The 17,284-nt window shown below is 62.1% G+C and carries 14 protein-coding genes; 4 read left to right on the forward strand and 10 right to left on the reverse strand.

Going from position 1 to position 17,284, the window contains the following annotated elements:
- Positions 1-25 precede the first annotated feature (25 nt).
- Complete coding sequence (locus tag Q0894_RS07520; RefSeq protein WP_299233146.1) at positions 26-304, forward strand: YkgJ family cysteine cluster protein; 279 nt, start codon at positions 26-28, stop codon at positions 302-304.
- 5 nt (positions 305-309) lie between these two features.
- Here the strand turns inward: Q0894_RS07520 and Q0894_RS07525 are convergent, their stop codons facing one another.
- The 9 genes from Q0894_RS07525 to Q0894_RS07565 all read right to left on the reverse strand — a co-directional run bounded on the left by Q0894_RS07525 (position 310) and on the right by Q0894_RS07565 (position 11,993).
- Positions 310-603, reverse strand: a complete 294-nt coding sequence (locus Q0894_RS07525) for a hypothetical protein (protein WP_299233149.1) — start codon at positions 601-603, stop codon at positions 310-312.
- A 257-nt stretch (positions 604-860) separates the two neighbouring features.
- Positions 861-1,241, reverse strand: a complete 381-nt coding sequence (locus Q0894_RS07530) for a histone-like nucleoid-structuring protein, MvaT/MvaU family (RefSeq protein ID WP_299233152.1) — start codon at positions 1,239-1,241, stop codon at positions 861-863.
- Positions 1,242-1,588: 347 nt separating this feature from the next.
- Positions 1,589-3,265 (reverse strand): 30S ribosomal protein S1, encoded by a 1,677-nt coding sequence (rpsA, locus tag Q0894_RS07535; protein ID WP_299233155.1) that lies wholly within the window; start codon positions 3,263-3,265, stop codon positions 1,589-1,591.
- 180 nt (positions 3,266-3,445) lie between these two features.
- A complete protein-coding gene (gene cmk, locus Q0894_RS07540) occupies positions 3,446-4,150 on the reverse strand; it encodes a (d)CMP kinase (protein ID WP_299233158.1) in 705 nt (234 codons plus the stop codon).
- Positions 4,147-6,456: a bifunctional prephenate dehydrogenase/3-phosphoshikimate 1-carboxyvinyltransferase gene (locus tag Q0894_RS07545; protein ID WP_299233160.1), complete on the reverse strand. Its 2,310-nt coding sequence runs from the start codon at positions 6,454-6,456 to the stop codon at positions 4,147-4,149. The genes cmk and Q0894_RS07545 overlap by 4 nt, the downstream gene beginning before the upstream one ends.
- Positions 6,457-6,468: 12 nt before the next feature.
- Positions 6,469-7,560 (reverse strand): prephenate dehydratase, encoded by a 1,092-nt coding sequence (gene pheA / locus Q0894_RS07550; protein WP_161422634.1) that lies wholly within the window; start codon positions 7,558-7,560, stop codon positions 6,469-6,471.
- A 5-nt stretch (positions 7,561-7,565) separates the two neighbouring features.
- The gene (gene serC, locus Q0894_RS07555; RefSeq protein ID WP_299233162.1) at positions 7,566-8,669 is read right to left on the reverse strand and encodes a 3-phosphoserine/phosphohydroxythreonine transaminase; all 1,104 of its coding nucleotides are present in this window, start codon (positions 8,667-8,669) and stop codon (positions 7,566-7,568) included.
- A gap of 32 nt (positions 8,670-8,701) precedes the next feature.
- Positions 8,702-11,437 (reverse strand): DNA gyrase subunit A, encoded by a 2,736-nt coding sequence (gyrA, locus tag Q0894_RS07560; RefSeq protein ID WP_299233165.1) that lies wholly within the window; start codon positions 11,435-11,437, stop codon positions 8,702-8,704.
- Between the two features lie 136 nt (positions 11,438-11,573).
- The gene (locus Q0894_RS07565; protein WP_299233168.1) at positions 11,574-11,993 is read right to left on the reverse strand and encodes a thioesterase family protein; all 420 of its coding nucleotides are present in this window, start codon (positions 11,991-11,993) and stop codon (positions 11,574-11,576) included.
- A gap of 153 nt (positions 11,994-12,146) precedes the next feature.
- On the opposite strand from Q0894_RS07565, the gene Q0894_RS07570 reads away from it, so the two are divergent.
- The 3 genes from Q0894_RS07570 (at position 12,147) to Q0894_RS07580 (ending at position 16,571) form a co-directional block, all read left to right on the forward strand.
- Positions 12,147-13,079 carry a recombination-associated protein RdgC gene (locus Q0894_RS07570; RefSeq protein ID WP_299233171.1) on the forward strand — a complete coding sequence of 311 codons (933 nt, stop codon included), beginning with the start codon at positions 12,147-12,149 and terminating at the stop codon, positions 13,077-13,079.
- Positions 13,076-14,290, forward strand: coding sequence for a 1-acyl-sn-glycerol-3-phosphate acyltransferase (locus Q0894_RS07575; RefSeq protein ID WP_299233174.1), 1,215 nt, complete (start codon positions 13,076-13,078; stop codon positions 14,288-14,290). Before Q0894_RS07570 ends, Q0894_RS07575 begins: the two co-directional genes overlap by 4 nt.
- 343 nt (positions 14,291-14,633) lie before the next feature.
- On the forward strand, positions 14,634-16,571 hold the full coding sequence (locus Q0894_RS07580; protein ID WP_299233177.1) for an EAL domain-containing protein: 1,938 nt from the start codon (positions 14,634-14,636) through the stop codon (positions 16,569-16,571).
- A 96-nt stretch (positions 16,572-16,667) separates the two neighbouring features.
- On the opposite strand, the gene Q0894_RS07585 is transcribed toward Q0894_RS07580, so the two are convergent.
- Positions 16,668-17,006: a tryptophan synthase subunit beta like protein gene (locus Q0894_RS07585; protein ID WP_299233180.1), complete on the reverse strand. Its 339-nt coding sequence runs from the start codon at positions 17,004-17,006 to the stop codon at positions 16,668-16,670.
- Positions 17,007-17,284 lie beyond the last annotated feature (278 nt).

Raw genomic sequence — 17,284 nt, forward strand, 5'->3', positions numbered from 1 at the left:
GCTCCCCAGTCGCGAGGAGAACATCATGCCATATGAACAGGAGTCGCCGGGGTGTCGCCCCGGCTGCGGGGCGTGCTGTATCGCCCCCTCGATCACCTCGCCCATACCCGGCATGCCGGAGGGCAAACCGGCCGGGACACGCTGCGTACAGCTGGACGAGCACAACCTTTGCCGACTGTTCGGGGATCCCTCTCGGCCGGCTGTTTGCCGGCTATTCGACTATGACGCCGAACTGTGCGGTCATCATCGCCATCAGGCGCTGGAGCGTATCACGGCGCTTGAGCTTTCCACCCGAGAGGCGTGATGCCTTCAGGTATCCGACTCGAAGTGCTGCAGGGTTTCCAGCAGCTCCTTGACACGCTGTGACGAGAAATCATACTCCGCCATCAGTGCCTCGAGTCGTTGTTCAAACTCTTCGGGGGCCGTTGTCGTCCGAGCCATATCCTCTGCGTCGGAAGGCTCCAGCGTCAGTTCGGAAGCAGGCTCGGCCGCCGGAGTGGCGTCCAGCGCGCGCAGTGCCTCGGCAAAGGCATCGTCGAGTTCCCGGAACTGGCGCAGTTTATCGCGCTCACCCATGGCTTTGCGTGGTGTCTGTTGTTTCATTGGTGGTCATCTTTAAGCGGGCTGAATGTGGTGTGCATGGCACACCGCCCGATTGGAGAAGCATCGATTATACTCGCATTCAGCGCAATCGCTAAAGCCATCATGCGCCACACGCCACAGCCAGCCCTAGGGAATGACTCCAGCCTGGCGGCTCGCTCTCCCGTTCAAGAGCAGACTTCGGCCTGGTGGCGGGATACACGAACGGCGCCCACAGGCGCCGTTCGCAAGAGCCGCTCTCTGCCATTCACGCCAGAGAACTAGTCTTCGACACGCACCAGCCAGGACTCGACGGTGTCGGAACCAAACTCATCCTTCCACGCCTTGAGAGTCTTCTGGTTACCACCGCGAGTCTCGACAACTTCTCCGGTATTGGGATTCTTGTAGATCTTCAGCTTACGCTTGCGACGCGTGCCGGTGGAAGCGGTTGACGCCGCCTTAGCCCCGGAAGTTGCCGGCTTGGGGTCGAGCAGTGCAATGACCTCGGCTGCACTCTTGCCATACTCCTTCATCAGCGACTCGAGCTTTTCCTTGAACTCGAGCTCGCTCTGTAGGCGCTTATCATTTTGCAGCTTATCAAGATTGGCCTGGAGCTCCTTCAACTGCTGCTCCATCTGCATATATTCGTTAAGAAGAGACATGGGAAGTTTCCTTGGAAATTACGACAGGATGCAAGGGATGTATATTATGCGCGCTAAGATCAATCCTTGGCAATAGTCTGGTTGAATTGATTAGCCTGTGCAAGTTAGCGCAATTAAACACTTCCACCCACACTCAAACTCAGCAGTAGTGGCAAAGATAAAACACCAAGATGATGAACTCTCCCTGGCGAATAACTTTACGAGTTCATGGCACCACTATTCGGCATAGACTCCGAGAGACTGAAGTTCGCCCACTATTTCGAGCATCGAGAGAGGGAAATATCTCGTACAAAAAAACCGCCGCCCCGGAGGGCGGCGGTCTTGGCGGATCGGAAAGCGTTATCCGATCAGTCCTGACCCATCTGCTGCTTGATCAGGTCACCGATGGTGGTCGGACCACCGCTCTCGGGAGCCTCTTCACGCAGCTTCTTCAGGTTCTGACGAGTGTCGTCCTGATCCTTGGCCTTGATGGAGAGGTTGATCTGGCGGTTCTTGCGATCCACACCGATGATACGAGCCTCGACGCTGTCACCCTCGTTGAGGACGTTGCGAGCATCCTCGACGCGGTCGGCGCTGATTTCGGAGGCCTTGAGCACGGCAACGACATCGGTGGCCAGCTCGACCTGAGCTTCCTTGGCATCGACCTCGATCACACGACCGGTAACCACAGTACCCTTGTCATTGACCGCCAGGAACTCGGCGACCGGATCGGTATCCAGCTGCTTGATGCCCAGGGAGATGCGCTCACGCTCCGGATCGATGGAGAGGATCACGGCCTCGGCCTCGTCGCCCTTCTTGAACTGGCGAACCGCTTCTTCGCCGGTATCGGTCCAGGAGATGTCGGAGAGGTGCACCAGGCCATCGATGCCGCCTTCCAGACCGATGAAGATACCGAAGTCGGTGATCGACTTGATGGTACCGGCAACGCGATCGCCCTTGTTGTACGTGGCGCTGAAGGTCTCCCACGGGTTGGCAGTGCACTGCTTGATACCCAGGGAGATACGACGACGCTCCTCGTCGATATCCAGTACCATGACGTCCACGTCGTCGCCGACCTGCACCACCTTGGACGGATGGATGTTCTTGTTGGTCCAGTCCATCTCGGAGACGTGAACCAGACCCTCGACACCCTCTTCCAGCTCGGCGAAGCAGCCGTAATCGGTGAGATTGGTGACGGTGGCGTGAACCTTGGTGCCTTCCGGGTAACGATCCTTGATGTTGACCCACGGATCCTCGCCCAGCTGCTTCAGACCCAGAGACACACGGTTGCGCTCGCGGTCGAACTTGAGGACCTTGACGCTGATCTCGTCACCCACGGCCACGATCTCGCTCGGATGCTTGATACGCTTCCAGGCCATGTCGGTGATGTGCAGCAGACCGTCGACGCCACCCAGATCGACGAAGGCGCCGTAATCGGTGAGGTTCTTGACGATACCCAGGATCTGCTGGCCTTCCTGCAGAGTCGCAAGCAGGGCCTCGCGCTCGGCGCTGTTCTCGGCCTCGAGGACGGCACGACGGGAAACGACAACGTTGTTGCGCTTCGGGTCAAGCTTGATGACCTTGAAGTCGAGTTCCTTGTTCTCGAGGTGCGTGGTGTCGCGCACCGGACGCACGTCGACCAGGGAGCCCGGCAGGAAGGCACGGATGGAGTCGACATCGACGGTGAAGCCACCCTTGACCTTACCGTTGATCACGCCCTTGACGATCTCGTCCTTCTCGAAGGCAGCTTCCAACACCTTCCACGCTTCGGCACGCTTGGCCTTCTCGCGGGACAGGCGGGTCTCGCCGAAACCGTCTTCAACGGCTTCCAGGGCGACGTGGACCTCGTCACCGACGGCGATGGCCAGCTCACCGTTCTCGTCACGGAACTGGGCCGAGGGGATCTGACCTTCGGACTTCAGGCCGGCATTGACGGTAACCCAGTCACCCTCGATGTCGACAACGGTAGCCACGACGATGGCGCCCGGCTCCATGTTGATGTCCTGGAGAGACTGTTCAAAAAGTTCAGCAAAGCTTTCGCTCATGATGTTCCTACGTGATCAACGTTAAAGTGCGACGGAGTCGCTTCCTCCGCACCACCAGCGAGTGCGGGCCTTATTCACCAAACCCCCGGAGATGTTGGCGCTGGTTCGACCTGGCTCAGCTCTCGGCAAACGGTGCCGAGCCACGTCATCACATGCTGCCGGGGGCGCCGCAAGGGAGTTTCAGGCGTCGGGGAGCAGACCACGCTGGGTCAGCAGCTCCGTCAGCCGATCCACCACTTCCGGTATCGTCAGGCGCGTGGTATCAAGCGTGATGGCATCTTCTGCCGGCTTGAGTGGCGCCACGCTGCGCTGCATGTCGCGGGCGTCGCGCGCCTGAATCTCCTTCAAAAGACTCGATAGACTAGCACCCACACCGGCCTCCCGCAACTGAGCCTGGCGACGATGGGCTCGCTCCTCGGCACTCGCGGTGAGAAATATCTTCAGAGGCGCATCGGTGAATACCACGGTGCCCATATCACGGCCATCGGCCACCAGCCCCGGGGGCTGGCGGAAGTCGCGCTGGCGGCTCAGCAATGCCTCGCGGACCCCCGGCAGCGCCGCCACACGGGAGGCCGCATCCCCCACCTGCTCGGTACGGATGGTGGTGGTGGCATCGCTGCCCTCGAGCATCACCCGGGTGGTGCCGCCTTCGGCGACAAACATCACCTCGAGATGGCGCGCCACCTCGGCGAGACTCGCCTCATCATCCAGGGACACGTCATGCTTGCCGGCAGCCAGCGCCGTGAGTCGATAGAGGGCGCCGCTGTCGAGCAGGTGCCAGCCCAGGCGCTCAGCCACCAGGCGGCTGATGGTGCCCTTGCCGGCTCCACCGGGGCCATCGATCGTCAACACTGGCGCCTGGAGATTGGTCTGGGAATCGCTCATGCCCCCTCCTCGCCGCTCTCTTCCGTGAGTGTCAGTCCGACCTTGCGTGCCAGGTCGACGAACCCGGGGAAGGAGGTAGCCACGTTGGCACAGTCATCGATGATGATCTCCTCGCTCGCTCGCAGCGCAGCGATGGCGAACGACATGGCGATGCGATGGTCCTCGAGACTGTCGATACGGCCGCCACCATAGTTGGAACCCTCGGCATTGCCTCCACCAACGATATCGATGCCATCGGGATAGAGAGTGTGCTCGACGCCGATGGCGGCCAGCCCGTCGGCCATCGCCTGCAACCGGTCGGACTCCTTGACACGCAACTCTTCCGCGCCGCGCAGACGCGTGGTTCCCCGGGCATTGGCCGCGGCAATAAATAGCGCCGGAAACTCGTCGATGGCCAGGGGCACCTGCTCCAGTGGGATATCGATGCCCTGCAGCGGCGCATGGCGGATATGCAGATCGGCTACCGGCTCCCCCCCTACCTCGCGCTCGTTCTCCAGGCGCAGATCTGCCCCCATCAACTTGAGGATATTGATCACGCCGATACGAGTCGGGTTGATGCCCACATGCTCAAGCACCAGGTCCGAACCCGGGGTTATCGCCGCGGCCACCAGGAAGAAGGTCGCCGAGGAGATATCGCTGGGCACATCGATGGGCGCCGCGGTGAGACGACCACCACCGGAGAGCCAGCAGGTACCCCCATCACGGTGCACCGTATAGCCGAACCCGGCCAGCATCCGCTCGGTGTGATCACGGGTCGGGGCCGGCTCGCTAACCCGTGTCTCCCCCTCCGCATACAGGCCGGCGAGCAGCAGGCAGGACTTCACCTGGGCACTGGCCATGGGCATGTCGTAGGTGATGCCCTTGAGCGCACGACCACCATGGAGTTGCAGCGGCGGTCGCCCCCCCTCGGCGGTGTCGATCTCGGCCCCCATCAGGCGCAGCGGGTCGGCCACCCGGTTCATGGGACGCTTGGTCAAGGAGGTATCGCCGGTGAGCTCGGTATCGAAGGCCTGACCGGCCAACAGCCCGGCGAACAGGCGCATGGCGGTACCGGCATTGCCGACATACAGGGGACCTGAGGGCTTCTTGAGGCCGTGCAGGCCGACTCCATGGACGGTGACTCGCCCCTGATATGGCCCCTCGATGGCCACCCCCATCTCGCGGAATGCCTGGAGGGTCGCCAGACTGTCCTCTCCCTCCAGAAACCCCTTGATCTCGGTGACTCCCTCGGCCAGGGCGCCGAGCATGATGGAGCGATGAGAGATCGACTTGTCACCGGGAACACGAATGCGCCCGACCACGGCACCACCGGGGCTCATCCGGTAGCGCAGATTACCTTGCTGTTGCATCTGATATTCCGCCTGATAGCTGGTCTTGTTGAGCAGGGATTCGAAGTAGTGCCGAGCATGGCTGGCGCGATCGAAGATCGCCAACATGGCGTCACCATCACCACGCTCCACGGCATCACGCAGGCGTGCCACGCCGGCCTCGAAGTCATCGAGGGAGGCGAGCACGGCATCACGATTAGCGGTAAAGATGTCACGCCACATGACGGGGTCGCTGCCGGCGATACGCGTGAAGTCACGAAAACCACCGGCGGCATAACGAAAGATCTCCAGACGCTCATCCTGGCGCGCCAGCGTGTCCACCAGCGAGAAGGCCAGCAGATGCGGCAGGTGGCTGGTGCGAGCCAGCACCTGATCGTGGCGCTCCACCCCCATCTCCAGCACGTCGGCACCACAGGCGCCCCAAAGTGCCTGTACGCGGGCCAGCGCCTCGGGGTCGGTATCCGGTTCGGGCGTGAGGATCACCTTGTGGCCGATATAGAGTTCGGGATCAGCCGCCGCCACACCGCTCTTTTCGGAGCCGGCAATGGGGTGGCCGAGCACCAGGTTGGCCGGCATCCGGCCGAAGACCTCCAGCGCACAGTCGCGGATGGCTGCCTTGGTACTGCCCACATCGGTGATCACCACGTCGCCGGCTGCGTCACCCAGATAGCGGGCCAGCTCACCCATCACGCTGCGCATGGCCAGCACCGGCACGGCCAGCACGATTAGCGAAGCACCGTCGACCATCCTTTCGAGGCGAGTATCACCGCGATCAATCAACCCCATCTCGAGGCCGCGCCGGATCTCGTCCGGATCCGGATCACAGGCGACGATTTGCTCAGCCGGCCCGAAGCCGCCGAGATCGTCGCTGTCGCGACGACCGTAGCCACTGGCTCTCAGGGCGGCGGCCAGCGAGCCCCCGATCAGGCCAAGACCGACGATCAGGATGCAAGACTCCTCGTGCTTACGCGTCACCATCGATGCCATGCCCTAGAGCACGCCGACGGGGTAGGACCCCAGCACCTTGACCTCGGCGGCGCGCAGGCGCACCTCCTCCAGCACCGCGGCAACCCGGGGCTCCTCGTGATGCCCCTTGAAGTCGATAAAGAAGACATAGTTCCACACGCCGCTGCGCGAGGGACGGGTCTCCAGACGTGTCATGTCGATCTGATGGCGATGGAAGGGCTCGAGCAGATCATGCAGCGCTCCGGGCTGGTTGCGCATGGCCACCACGATCGAGGTCTTGTCGTCGCCGGACATGGGCACATCCTGATTGCCGATAATCAGGAATCGCGTGGAGTTGTCCGGGCGGTCCTCGATCTTCTCGGCCAGGCGGGTCAGACCATAGAGCTTGGCCGACATGTCGCCGGCAATTGCCGCGCTGTGCCACTCCGTCTTGACCAGGCGTGCCGCCTCGGCATTGGAGGAGACCGGCACCCGCTCGGCCTGGGGATAGTGGGCATCCAGCCACTTGCGGCACTGGGCGAAGGACTGCGGATGCGAGTAGATCCGCGACACCTTGTCACGCCGGGTGGTCTCGCCCACCAGCAGGTGATGGTGAATTCGCAGCACCACCTCGCCGCAGATACGCAGGCCGGAATCGATGAAGGAATCCAGGGTGTGATTGATCACGCCCTCGGTGGAGTTTTCCACCGGCACCACCCCGTAGTTAACCGCCCCGGCCTCCACCTCACGAAACACTTCGTCGATGGCGGCCATCGGCAGGCTGATGGCACTCTCGCCGAAGTGCTTGAGGGTCGCCTGCTGGGTAAAGGTACCCTCGGGGCCGAGATAGGCAACCTTGATGGGCTGCTCCAGCGCCAGACAGGCCGACATGATCTCGCGGAACAGGCGTGCGACCTCCTCGCTATCCAGCGGCCCCTTGTTGAGCGCCATGATACGACGCAGCACCTGGGCCTCGCGCTCGGGGCGATAGAACACCGCCCCGGCATCCTCGGCGGTCTTGACCTGGGCCACCTGCTGGGCGCACTGGGCGCGCTCGTTCATCAGCGTCAGCAGCTGGCTGTCCAGATCATCGATGCGGCTACGCAGCGCATCGAGATCGATGGGGGTGTCGCTCATGATATTCAGCCCTTTCTATTTTCGAAGTCGGCCATGAAATCGATCAGTGCATCCACGGCAGCTTCGGGAACGGCGTTGTAAAGGCTGGCCCGCATGCCGCCCACGCTGCGGTGGCCCTTGAGGTTGAGGAGCCCCGCCTGCTCGGCCTCGGCGAGGAACGGCTTGTCCAGTCGCTCATCGGCAAGCACGAACGGGACGTTCATGCGTGAACGGTTCGCCGGCGCGATGGGATTGGAGTAGAGCTCGCTGCCATCGATGGCGGCATACAACTTGGCGGCCTTGCGCGCATTGATGGCTTCCATGGCCGGCAAGCCACCAATATCGTGCCTGAGCCACTCGAACACCAGCCCTGCCAGATACCAGCTGTAGGTCGCCGGCGTATTGACCATCGAGCCGCCCTCGGCGAGGGTCTTGTAGCCAAACAGCGTGGGCATGTCGGGGCGTGCGCGCTCGAGCAGATCGTCACGCACGATCACCACGACCAACCCGGCGGGGCCGATATTTTTCTGCGCTCCGGCGTAGATAACGCCGTATCGCGAGACATCCAGCGGCCCGGAGAGGATCGACGAGGACATGTCGCAGACCAGCGGCACCTCGACCCCGTCCGGACGCACCGCCCGCGGGGTATAGTCGAAGGCGAGTCCGCCGATGGTCTCGTTGGCGGTGACATGCAGGTAGGCCGCATCATGGGAGAGCTCGATCTCCCCCTGCTGCGGCACCCGGGTATTGCCGCTGGTCTCACTCGAAGCCGCCACCCGGGCATCACCGAACAGGTGGCGTGACTCGGCGATGGCCTTGCGGCTCCAGATGCCGGTATCCACGAAGTTGGCGGTGCCGCCGCCTCCCAGCAGATTGAAGGGCACCGCGGCAAACTGCTGCGTCGCCCCGCCCTGGGTAAAGAGCACCCGATAGTTGGCGGGGATCGCCAGCAGCTCGCGCAGATCGGCCTCGGCCTTTTCGGCGATGGCAACATACTCCGCAGAGCGGTGGCTCATCTCCATTACCGACAGGCCGTGACCACGGTAGTCGAGCATCTCGTCGCGGGCCCGCTCCAGCACCGCGGTAGGCAGCGCCGCCGGACCGGCGCAGAAGTTGAAATGACGTGTCATGCGTCCTGGTTCTCCATTGGGGTCAGCCCCTCTCAATCCTCTTCGGGGTCTGACCCCGCACCCTCGTTGCCTGCCTCGGCGGAGGCATCGTCTGCGCCTTCAGCCTCTCCAGCGCCCTCAGGCTCTTCCGACTCCTCGGGCTCATCGACGCGAACCGTCTTGACCAGTTTCTCCTCGTTACCCAGTCGAATCAGCATCACGCCCTGGGTATTTCGCGAAGTGATCGAGACCTCATCGACGCGGGTGCGCACCAGGGTGCCACGGTCGGTGATCAGCATCATCTCATCGGAGGAGTAGACCTGCATGGCCGCTACCAGCGAACCATTGCGCTCGCTGGTCTGCATGGCGATGACACCCTGACCGCCACGGCCGCGCAGCGGGAACTCCTCAAGGCGACTGCGCTTGCCGTAGCCGTTCTCGGAGGCGGTCAGGATATAGATCTGGCCGCCATTACCGGCCTCCACGGACGCTCCCTCCTCGCCTTCAATCTCGGCGTCACTCTCCGCCCTTCTATCAAAGCTGGCCTCCGCATCGATCAGCTGGCTCTGGGGGATAATCAGGCTGATCACTTCGGCACTGTCGAGGAGGCGCATGCCGCGCACGCCGCGCGCGGTCCGCCCCATGGCCCGCACATTTCCCTCCTCGAAACGGATCGCCTTGCCATTGGAGGAGAGCAGCATGACATGATCGGAACCCGTGGTAATGGCCGCACCGACCAGGCGATCGCCCTCCTCGAGATCGATGGCAATCAGGCCGACGCTGCGCGGCCGCGAGAACTGCTCGAGGCTGGTACGCTTCACCGTCCCCTTGGCGGTGGCGAAGAAGATATAGCTTTCGGGGTCATAGTCGCGCACCGGCAGGATGGCATTGATCGACTCGCCCTCATCCAGCGGCAGCATGTTGACCAGCGGCTTGCCGCGTGACCCACGGCTGGCCGCCGGCATCTCGTAGACCTTGAGCCAGTAGACCTTGCCGCGATTGGAGAACAGCAGCACGGTGTCATGGGTCGAGGCCACCAGCAGATGCTCGATGACATCCTCGTCCTTCATGGCGGTGGCGGACTTGCCGCGACCACCGCGTCGCTGGGCCTGGTAGTCCGAGAGCGGCTGGGTCTTGGCATAGCCGGAGCGAGACACGGTGACCACCATATCCTCCTCGGCGATCAGGTCCTCCATGGAGAGGTCAAGGTGGCTGGCCTGAATCTCGGTCTTGCGCGGATTGCCGAACTGGTCACGTACCGCAACCAGCTCCTCGCGAATCACCTCGAGAAGACGCTCGGCGGACGCCAGGATGGCCATCAATTCGGCGATCTTTTCGAGGATACCGAGATATTCGTCGAGCAACTTCTCGGTTTCGAGACCTGTCAGGCGGTGCAGACGCAGCTCGAGGATAGCCTGGGCCTGAGCCGGCGACAGGCGATACTCGCTGCCCGCCGTATTGAGCCCGAAGCCCTCTTCGAGATCCTCGGGCTTGCAGGAGGTGGCGCCGGCCCGCTCGAGCATTCCGGTGACCTGCCCGGGCGACCAGTCTCGTGCAAGCAGCTTCTCCTTTGCCTCGGCCGCATTGGGCGAGGCCTTGATCAGCTCGATGACCTCGTCGATGTTCGAGATGGCAACGGTGAGGCCCTCGAGAATGTGGCCACGTTCGCGAGCCTTGCGAAGCTCGTACAGGGTGCGCCGTGTCACCACCTCGCGACGATGACGAATGAATGCCTCGAGAATCTCTTTCAGATTGAGGATCTTCGGTTGACCGTTTTCGATCGCCACCATGTTGATGCCAAAAACGGTCTGCAGCTGGGTCTGGGCGAACAGGTTGTTGACCACTACCTCCCCGGACTCGCCACGCTTGACCTCAATCACCACCCGCAAACCGTCCTTGTCGGACTCGTCACGCAGCTCGGCGATCCCCTCGATTCGCTTCTCCTTGACCAGCTCGGCGATCTTCTCGATCAGACGCGCCTTGTTCACCTGGTAGGGCAGCTCATCGATGATGATGTGATCCCGGCCACTCTTTTCGTCATGCTCGATGGTATGGCAGGCACGCACGTAGATGCGCCCACGGCCGGTGCGATAGGCCTCGAGAATCCCGGCACGGCCGTTGATGATGCCGCCCGTGGGGAAGTCGGGGCCGGGGATATGCTCCATCAGGTCGTCGACGGTGAGGGTGTAGTCATCGATCAACGCCAGACAGGCGTTGATGATCTCCCCCATGTTGTGCGGTGGGATATTGGTGGCCATGCCCACGGCGATACCCGACGAGCCGTTGACGAGCAGGTTGGGCACCTTGGTGGGCAGCACCTCGGGGATACGCTCGGTGCCGTCGTAGTTGTCGACCCAGTCGACGGTCTCCTTCTCCAGATCGGCGAGTAGCTCGTGAGAGAGCCGCGCCATGCGAACCTCGGTGTAACGCATGGCGGCGGCACTGTCGCCGTCAATGGAGCCGAAGTTGCCCTGGCCGTCGACCAGCACATGGCGCATGGAGAAATCCTGGGCCATGCGCACGATGGTGTCGTAGACGGCACTATCACCGTGGGGGTGATACTTACCGATGACATCGCCCACCACGCGAGCGGACTTCTTGTAGGGTTTGTTCCAGTCATTGCCGAGCTCGTGCATGGCAAACAGCACGCGCCGATGCACGGGCTTGAGGCCGTCGCGCACATCCGGCAGCGCCCGGCCGATGATCACGCTCATCGCGTAATCGAGGTACGACTGCTTGAGTTCGTCCTCGATGTTGACTGGCAGAATCTCTCTGGCGAGCTCACCCATGGGTCGTCGAATCCTTTGCACTGCAGGAGGTTGGCCGCCCGCCGTGGCGTTGCCCGGGGCGCCATTTACAGCCGCACATCATATCACTCCGGCGCGGGCAAAGGGAGCTGACTATTCGAGTTCCGCCCCGCCACCGCTACTCCAGCACGAGGGGAGCCAACAGCTCATGCAGCTCCCCCTCGATGGGAATGGCACGGTTGGCGGCCACGTCGAGCAATACGAAGGTAATGGTGGCACGACTGATCAGTGCATCATCGCCACGTCGATGAATCTCCTGGGCCATGCGCGCGCTACGCGTGCCAAGCTCGCAGACCCTGCTGCTGACCTTGAGATCGTCGCCGGCCACGGCCGCCGCGCAGTAGTCGATATTGACATTTACCGCCACGAAGGCCAGATCACCGCGCTGCAGACGATGAAACAGCTCGGGGCGATCATCGAAATAGGCCCAGCGCCCCTCTTCCAGGAACTCAAGATAACGGGCATTGTTGACGTGACCATAACCATCGAGATGGTAACCACGCACGCGCAGTGAAACAGAGGAAATTCGACTATCCATGGGTCATCACTCCTTGGCCTGAAAAGGCTCGATTCTAGGCATCCACACCGCCCGAATTCAAACATTCGTTTTATATCTGACTCATGATCGATGCTGGCACCCTCGCGCCCCTTCGGTGATAATGGCGGCCCTTTTCTCCGGGAAAAATGCTGCATGTGGTTCAAGCACTTACACCTTTATCGGCTACACGACGCACCTGAGCTGGATGCCGCCACGCTCGAAGAAGCCCTTGCCGAACAGGCGGCGCGACCTCTGGGCGGACAGGATCCCCGCCGCCTTGGCTGGACCTTCCCGGGCGGTCGTGCCGACACCAGCCGCCTCCACGAGCTGCAGGGGCAACGCCTGCTCAGCGCCCTGCGTCAGGAACGGCTGCTGCCCGCCAGCGTCGTCAAGGAAGAGGTCGACGAGCGCGCCGCCGAGGTAGAGGCTCGCGAGGGGCGCAAGCTGCGCCGCCAGGAGAAGATCACCCTCAAGGAGCAGGTAGTCGAGGAGCTGCTGCCTCGTGCATTCGTTCGCAGCCAGAAGATCGACCTCTGGTGGGACACCCGGCGCCGACTGATCGGGGTCAACGCAAGTTCGCGAACGCGAGCCGAGGAGCTACTCGACCTACTGCGGGAAACCCTGGGCAGTCTCAAGGTCACGCCACTGGCAACCCAGGTAATGCCAATGCGCGCCATGACCCAGTGGCTTACCGACCCCGCCTCACGCCCCGCCGACCTGGTGGTGGGTGACCAGGTGGAGCTTAAGGCCAAGGGCGATGACGGCGTACTGCGTGCCCGCCAGGTCGACCTCGACAGCGACGAGATCCAGCAACTGCTGGAGAGCGGACGGCAGGCCAGCAAGCTGGCGGTGGAGATCGAGGGCCGGCTAAGCTTCGTCCTGCATGACGACCTGGCGCTGAAGTCGCTGCGCTTCGGCGACGCACTGATCGACGAGGCCAACGCCAGCGATGATGGCGATGACGCCCTGCTGCGCCTGGATACCGATTTCGTACTGATGGCCCAGGCTTTGGGCGAAAACACCGAACGCCTCATTGCCTGGCTGGGCGGCGAGGCCGGCACCGCAAGCGACATCCAAGCACCATGACCGAGAACCGACCCGACAGCAGCGCTCAGGACCCCTGGGCCGACATCCGCCCCTTCAACGACGACGAGGTCGCGGGGGTGCTAGCGAACCTCACCCAGGAGCCAGAGCTGCTCGATGCCCTGACCCGCTATCGCCTGCCGCGACTCTCGCGCCTGATGCCTGGCCTCTCGCGTCGACTGGCAAGCCTGGCGCTGCGCCGGCAGGTGCGTGGCGTTCAAAGCATCAAGCAGTTCCAGCAGCGTATCGCCGGCTACATGGAGCGGATGATTCGCACCACGACCGATGAGTTCACCACCGCCGGACTCGACAGGCTCGACCCGGCAACGGCGTATCTGTTTATCGGTAACCACCGCGACATTTCCCTGGACCCCGCCTTCGTCAACTACGCCCTCTACCTGGCGGGTCGCAACACGGTGCGCATCGCCATCGGCGACAACCTGCTCAAGAAGCCCTATGTCACCGACCTGATGCGCCTCAACAAGAGCTTCATCGTGCCGCGCAGCGCACGTGGCAAGCGCGCCATGCTGGCCGCCTACCAGAAGCTTTCCGGCTATATGCGTCACTCCATTACCGGCGACAATCACTCCATCTGGATGGCCCAGCGTGAGGGGCGCGCCAAGGACGGTGTCGATGGTACCGACCCGGCGATCATCAAGATGATGACGATGTCGCGGCGGGCCGAGGATCGCCAGGCAAGCCTCGGCGAGGCGATCCGCGAACTGCGCCTGGTACCGGTCGCGATCAGCTACGAGTATGATCCGTGCGATGTACAGAAGGCCCGCGAACTGCACGCGATGCACACACTCGGCAAATACGAAAAGGGTCAGTACGAGGACATCAGCTCCATTGTTGCCGGCATCACCGGCCACAAGGGGCGCGTCAAGCTCACCTTCGGCACCCCGCTCAGCGCCGACTTCACGGCGCCTGACGAGGTCGCCGCCGAGATCGACCGGCAGGTACTGGAAGGCTACCAGCTATTCCCGAGCCACTATCTGGCACTGGAGGCCCTTGGTCACGCAGCGGAGCTTGTCGACCCTGGTGAGATCACCGAGGCCGATCGCGAGCGCTTCGAGACACGGCTTGCTCAGGTGCCTGCCGAGCTTCGGGAGTGGTGGCTGACCCAGTACGCCAACCCGGTTCTCAACAAGGCGGGGCGCCCCCCCTTCACGCCAGGCGCGGTCCAGAACGAACCCAGAAGCGAGGCACACTAAGCTCAGGCCGACGGCACGCCTGGGGCACCTGAGACGAGGCAAGCCCCAAGCGGCCCACAAACTCTCATGCCGGCCGACACTCACGTGCACTGGATATGGAGGGACCGGGTAGGGAATAAGGATGCGTCTTGAGCAGAGCAACCGACTCCTCCGACTCGAACTTCAGCCTTGTCTGGCGCACCTGTAAGTTGATGTAAAACTGCGTTAGCTACTGTAAGCTGACACTCATGACCCGTCGCGAGCCACCCAGCTAAAAGAAGCTCGCGCTGACGCAGCCGTTACGCCTCGATATTTGACCTGAAGCGTGACTGCTGGACGCCAACCCCATGGGGAGTACATCGACGTGTCGCTTATCAAGCAGCTCTGGCTGACTATCGCCCTGGTACTCTTATTAGCCTTTAGCGGCACCCTGTATATTGGATTGACCAGCTTCCGACTCCAGTTGGAGCAGGAAGCCGAAATACGCAACCGTCTGAATGCCGAGGCTGTGGCACTGGCCATCAGCCAGGTGAGCATGACCCCGGATAACATTGGCCAACTGCTTGCCACCCAGTCTGACTCCGGCCACTACCGCCGAATCGAACTGCGTGACACACAAGGCAATGTCGTGGCCCTGCATGAGGGCAGCAAGCCGTCTATCGAGGTTCCGAGTTGGTTTGTCAACCTGGCCAACATCGAAGCACCGGCCGGCCATGCGACCGTTAATGACCCCTTGAACCGATACAGCACTCTGACCCTCGAGAGCCAGCCCGACATCGCCTATCGGTCGCTGTGGTTCGCGACTCTAAAGCTTGCCGGCTGGTTCGGAATACTCTGCCTGGTCGGCCTATTACTCGCTGCATGGGTCGCACGTAGCATTCGCCGACCGCTGCGACGCCTGATAAAGCAAGCCCACGATATTGGTAACCGCCAGTTTATCACCACTCCCGAACCTCGACTGCGCGAGGTGCGGAAGGTGGTCAAAGCCATGAACCGCCTTTCCGAATCTCTTGCCGAGATACTTGGCCGTGAGAGCGAGCGCCTCGACCTGCTTCGCAAGCGATTGCAGCACGACCCGGTCTCGGGCGTACTCAATCGAGAGGCCTTCATGAACCAGTTGTACAACAAGCTCAGGTGTAGCGACCGCCAAGCCACAGGCACACTCGCCATGGTCCGGCTGTCACGACTGAGGAAAGTCAACGAAAGCCTGGGGCAGGCCGAAACCGATATGCTGCTGCACGAGCTGGGGCAGAGCCTCGTACAGGTTGGCACGCTGGTGGGCGAAGGGGTTGCCGGCCGTCTGAGCGGCAGTGATTTCGCCCTGCTGATCCCCTCTTCCAGTGATACTGCGCTGATCGGCGAAGAGATCATCAAGCGGCTGACCCTCCTCGAGCAGGCACAGCAGGAGACTACCCTCACGCTTCCTTCGGCGTTGATCACCTACGCCCAGGGCGACCAACCGAGCGCCCTTCTGGCAAGCCTCGACGGGGCACTCGCCAACGCCGAGAATAGCGGCCATCTTGTCCAGCTGGTGGCCAAGGGGGCTCAGCGCCTGACACTTTTCAACAGCCACGCCGAATGGCGCCAGGCCTTGTCTCAGGCACTCGAGGATGGCGTATATCTAGGCCGCTACCCGGTGCTCGATGCTCAAGGTCAGCTGTTGCATCTCGAGTGCCCGGCGCGTCTGCGCCTGAAGGGCGAATGGCGCCCGGCCGATATTTTCATGCCCTGGATCTCTCGCCTTGGATTCGAACCCCTGATGGACCTGACGGTGGCTCGAGAGACGCTGCGCGAGATCAATCGCCACGGCATGCCACTGGGCATCAACCTCTCCCCGGCGTCGTTGCGCGATGGGCGTTTCATGCTGGACTTCCACCATCTGCTCCAGGGCAACCGGGAAGCCGCACGCCAGCTTTGGATCGAAGTGCCGGAAGCCATGTTGACCCACGACCTGGAGACACTGCGCAGTCTGGGTCGCGAGCTACAGCTCTTCGGCTGCCGACTGGGGGTGGAACATGTGGGTCGCGAGTTCCGCCGCATTACCGATCTCGAGGGCTTGGGTCTGAGCTACATCAAGATTGACGCCACCCTGGTCGAGGGTCTTCACGAGAGCCTGGATCACCAGACACTCCTCCGGGGAATCGCCACCCTCTGCCACTCCATTGGCATGATACCCATTGCCGAGGGCGTCGCCAGCCTGAAAGAGGCCGAGGTGATCTTCAAGCTCGGCATCAAGGGGGTCACCGGCCCAGGCATTCGCCAGCTGGATCGGCCCGGCTACCAGGCGAGGCTTGTTGACTGAAGCGAAGAACCAACCACCCACCGGGCTGTGATACGAATGTGGACTCCGTCCTCGGCTCAACTCTTGGCCCTCTCGGCAGGAGCCAACTCAATCCATTCAGATCACCCCGCCCTCTTCATCCTCGGCCCCCACCAGGCCAAGTCCATTCAGCCGTCGCCGCAGTGACTGTCGTGCCATCATCTTCTCCTGGGCCGCTTCCGGTAACTCGGTGAAATTTATCACCCCCTTATCCATCAACAGCCCGATCACATCTTCCAGCACGCGCACGAAGGCCAGGTCCGACGTCTGCAGGGAGGCCTCATCGTGCCCCATCTCCTCGTCGACAAGAAACGCCACCAGTGCCGGCGACCCAGCCATCACATACTCGTTACACTCCGGCGTCTTATCTCGACTGACCTGTGCGATACGACCGCTGGCATCCCGCTTTACGTACATGGGTGGTCTCCTGAGGTTACTGAAGCCAGCAGAATGGCCCGAGATGAAAATCGACTTCACTAAAAGTTCATTTACACGGCATCACCACTGGCCAGTGCCGCCACTTCCACTCCGGGCGGGAGTACTCCGACCCCTATCGCTCATCCTTATCGCTCACCCATCGAATTGCTCCACGCTCGAAGCACGGGTTTCAGCATAAACTGAACCGTACCGGCTTTCTCGGAGACCCGTTGGTTTGAGTCAGGCCACCTTCTTGGCTTGACTCTGTTGCTCATAGT

The sequence above is a fragment of the uncultured Halomonas sp. genome (assembly GCF_947501415.1).
Lineage (GTDB): Bacteria > Pseudomonadota > Gammaproteobacteria > Pseudomonadales > Halomonadaceae > Halomonas.

What these genes read in the sequence shown, in the direction of transcription:
- Q0894_RS07520 (WP_299233146.1), top strand. Translation starts at nt 26, where the DNA reads ATGCCATATGAACAGGAGTCGCCGGGGTGTCGCCCCGGCTGCGGGGCG.
- Q0894_RS07525 (WP_299233149.1), bottom strand. Translation starts at nt 603, where the DNA reads ATGAAACAACAGACACCACGCAAAGCCATGGGTGAGCGCGATAAACTG.
- Q0894_RS07530 (WP_299233152.1), bottom strand. Translation starts at nt 1,241, where the DNA reads ATGTCTCTTCTTAACGAATATATGCAGATGGAGCAGCAGTTGAAGGAG.
- rpsA (WP_299233155.1), bottom strand. Translation starts at nt 3,265, where the DNA reads ATGAGCGAAAGCTTTGCTGAACTTTTTGAACAGTCTCTCCAGGACATC.
- cmk (WP_299233158.1), bottom strand. Translation starts at nt 4,150, where the DNA reads ATGAGCGATTCCCAGACCAATCTCCAGGCGCCAGTGTTGACGATCGAT.
- Q0894_RS07545 (WP_299233160.1), bottom strand. Translation starts at nt 6,456, where the DNA reads ATGGTGACGCGTAAGCACGAGGAGTCTTGCATCCTGATCGTCGGTCTT.
- pheA (WP_161422634.1), bottom strand. Translation starts at nt 7,560, where the DNA reads ATGAGCGACACCCCCATCGATCTCGATGCGCTGCGTAGCCGCATCGAT.
- serC (WP_299233162.1), bottom strand. Translation starts at nt 8,669, where the DNA reads ATGACACGTCATTTCAACTTCTGCGCCGGTCCGGCGGCGCTGCCTACC.
- gyrA (WP_299233165.1), bottom strand. Translation starts at nt 11,437, where the DNA reads ATGGGTGAGCTCGCCAGAGAGATTCTGCCAGTCAACATCGAGGACGAA.
- Q0894_RS07565 (WP_299233168.1), bottom strand. Translation starts at nt 11,993, where the DNA reads ATGGATAGTCGAATTTCCTCTGTTTCACTGCGCGTGCGTGGTTACCAT.
- Q0894_RS07570 (WP_299233171.1), top strand. Translation starts at nt 12,147, where the DNA reads ATGTGGTTCAAGCACTTACACCTTTATCGGCTACACGACGCACCTGAG.
- Q0894_RS07575 (WP_299233174.1), top strand. Translation starts at nt 13,076, where the DNA reads ATGACCGAGAACCGACCCGACAGCAGCGCTCAGGACCCCTGGGCCGAC.
- Q0894_RS07585 (WP_299233180.1), bottom strand. Translation starts at nt 17,006, where the DNA reads ATGTACGTAAAGCGGGATGCCAGCGGTCGTATCGCACAGGTCAGTCGA.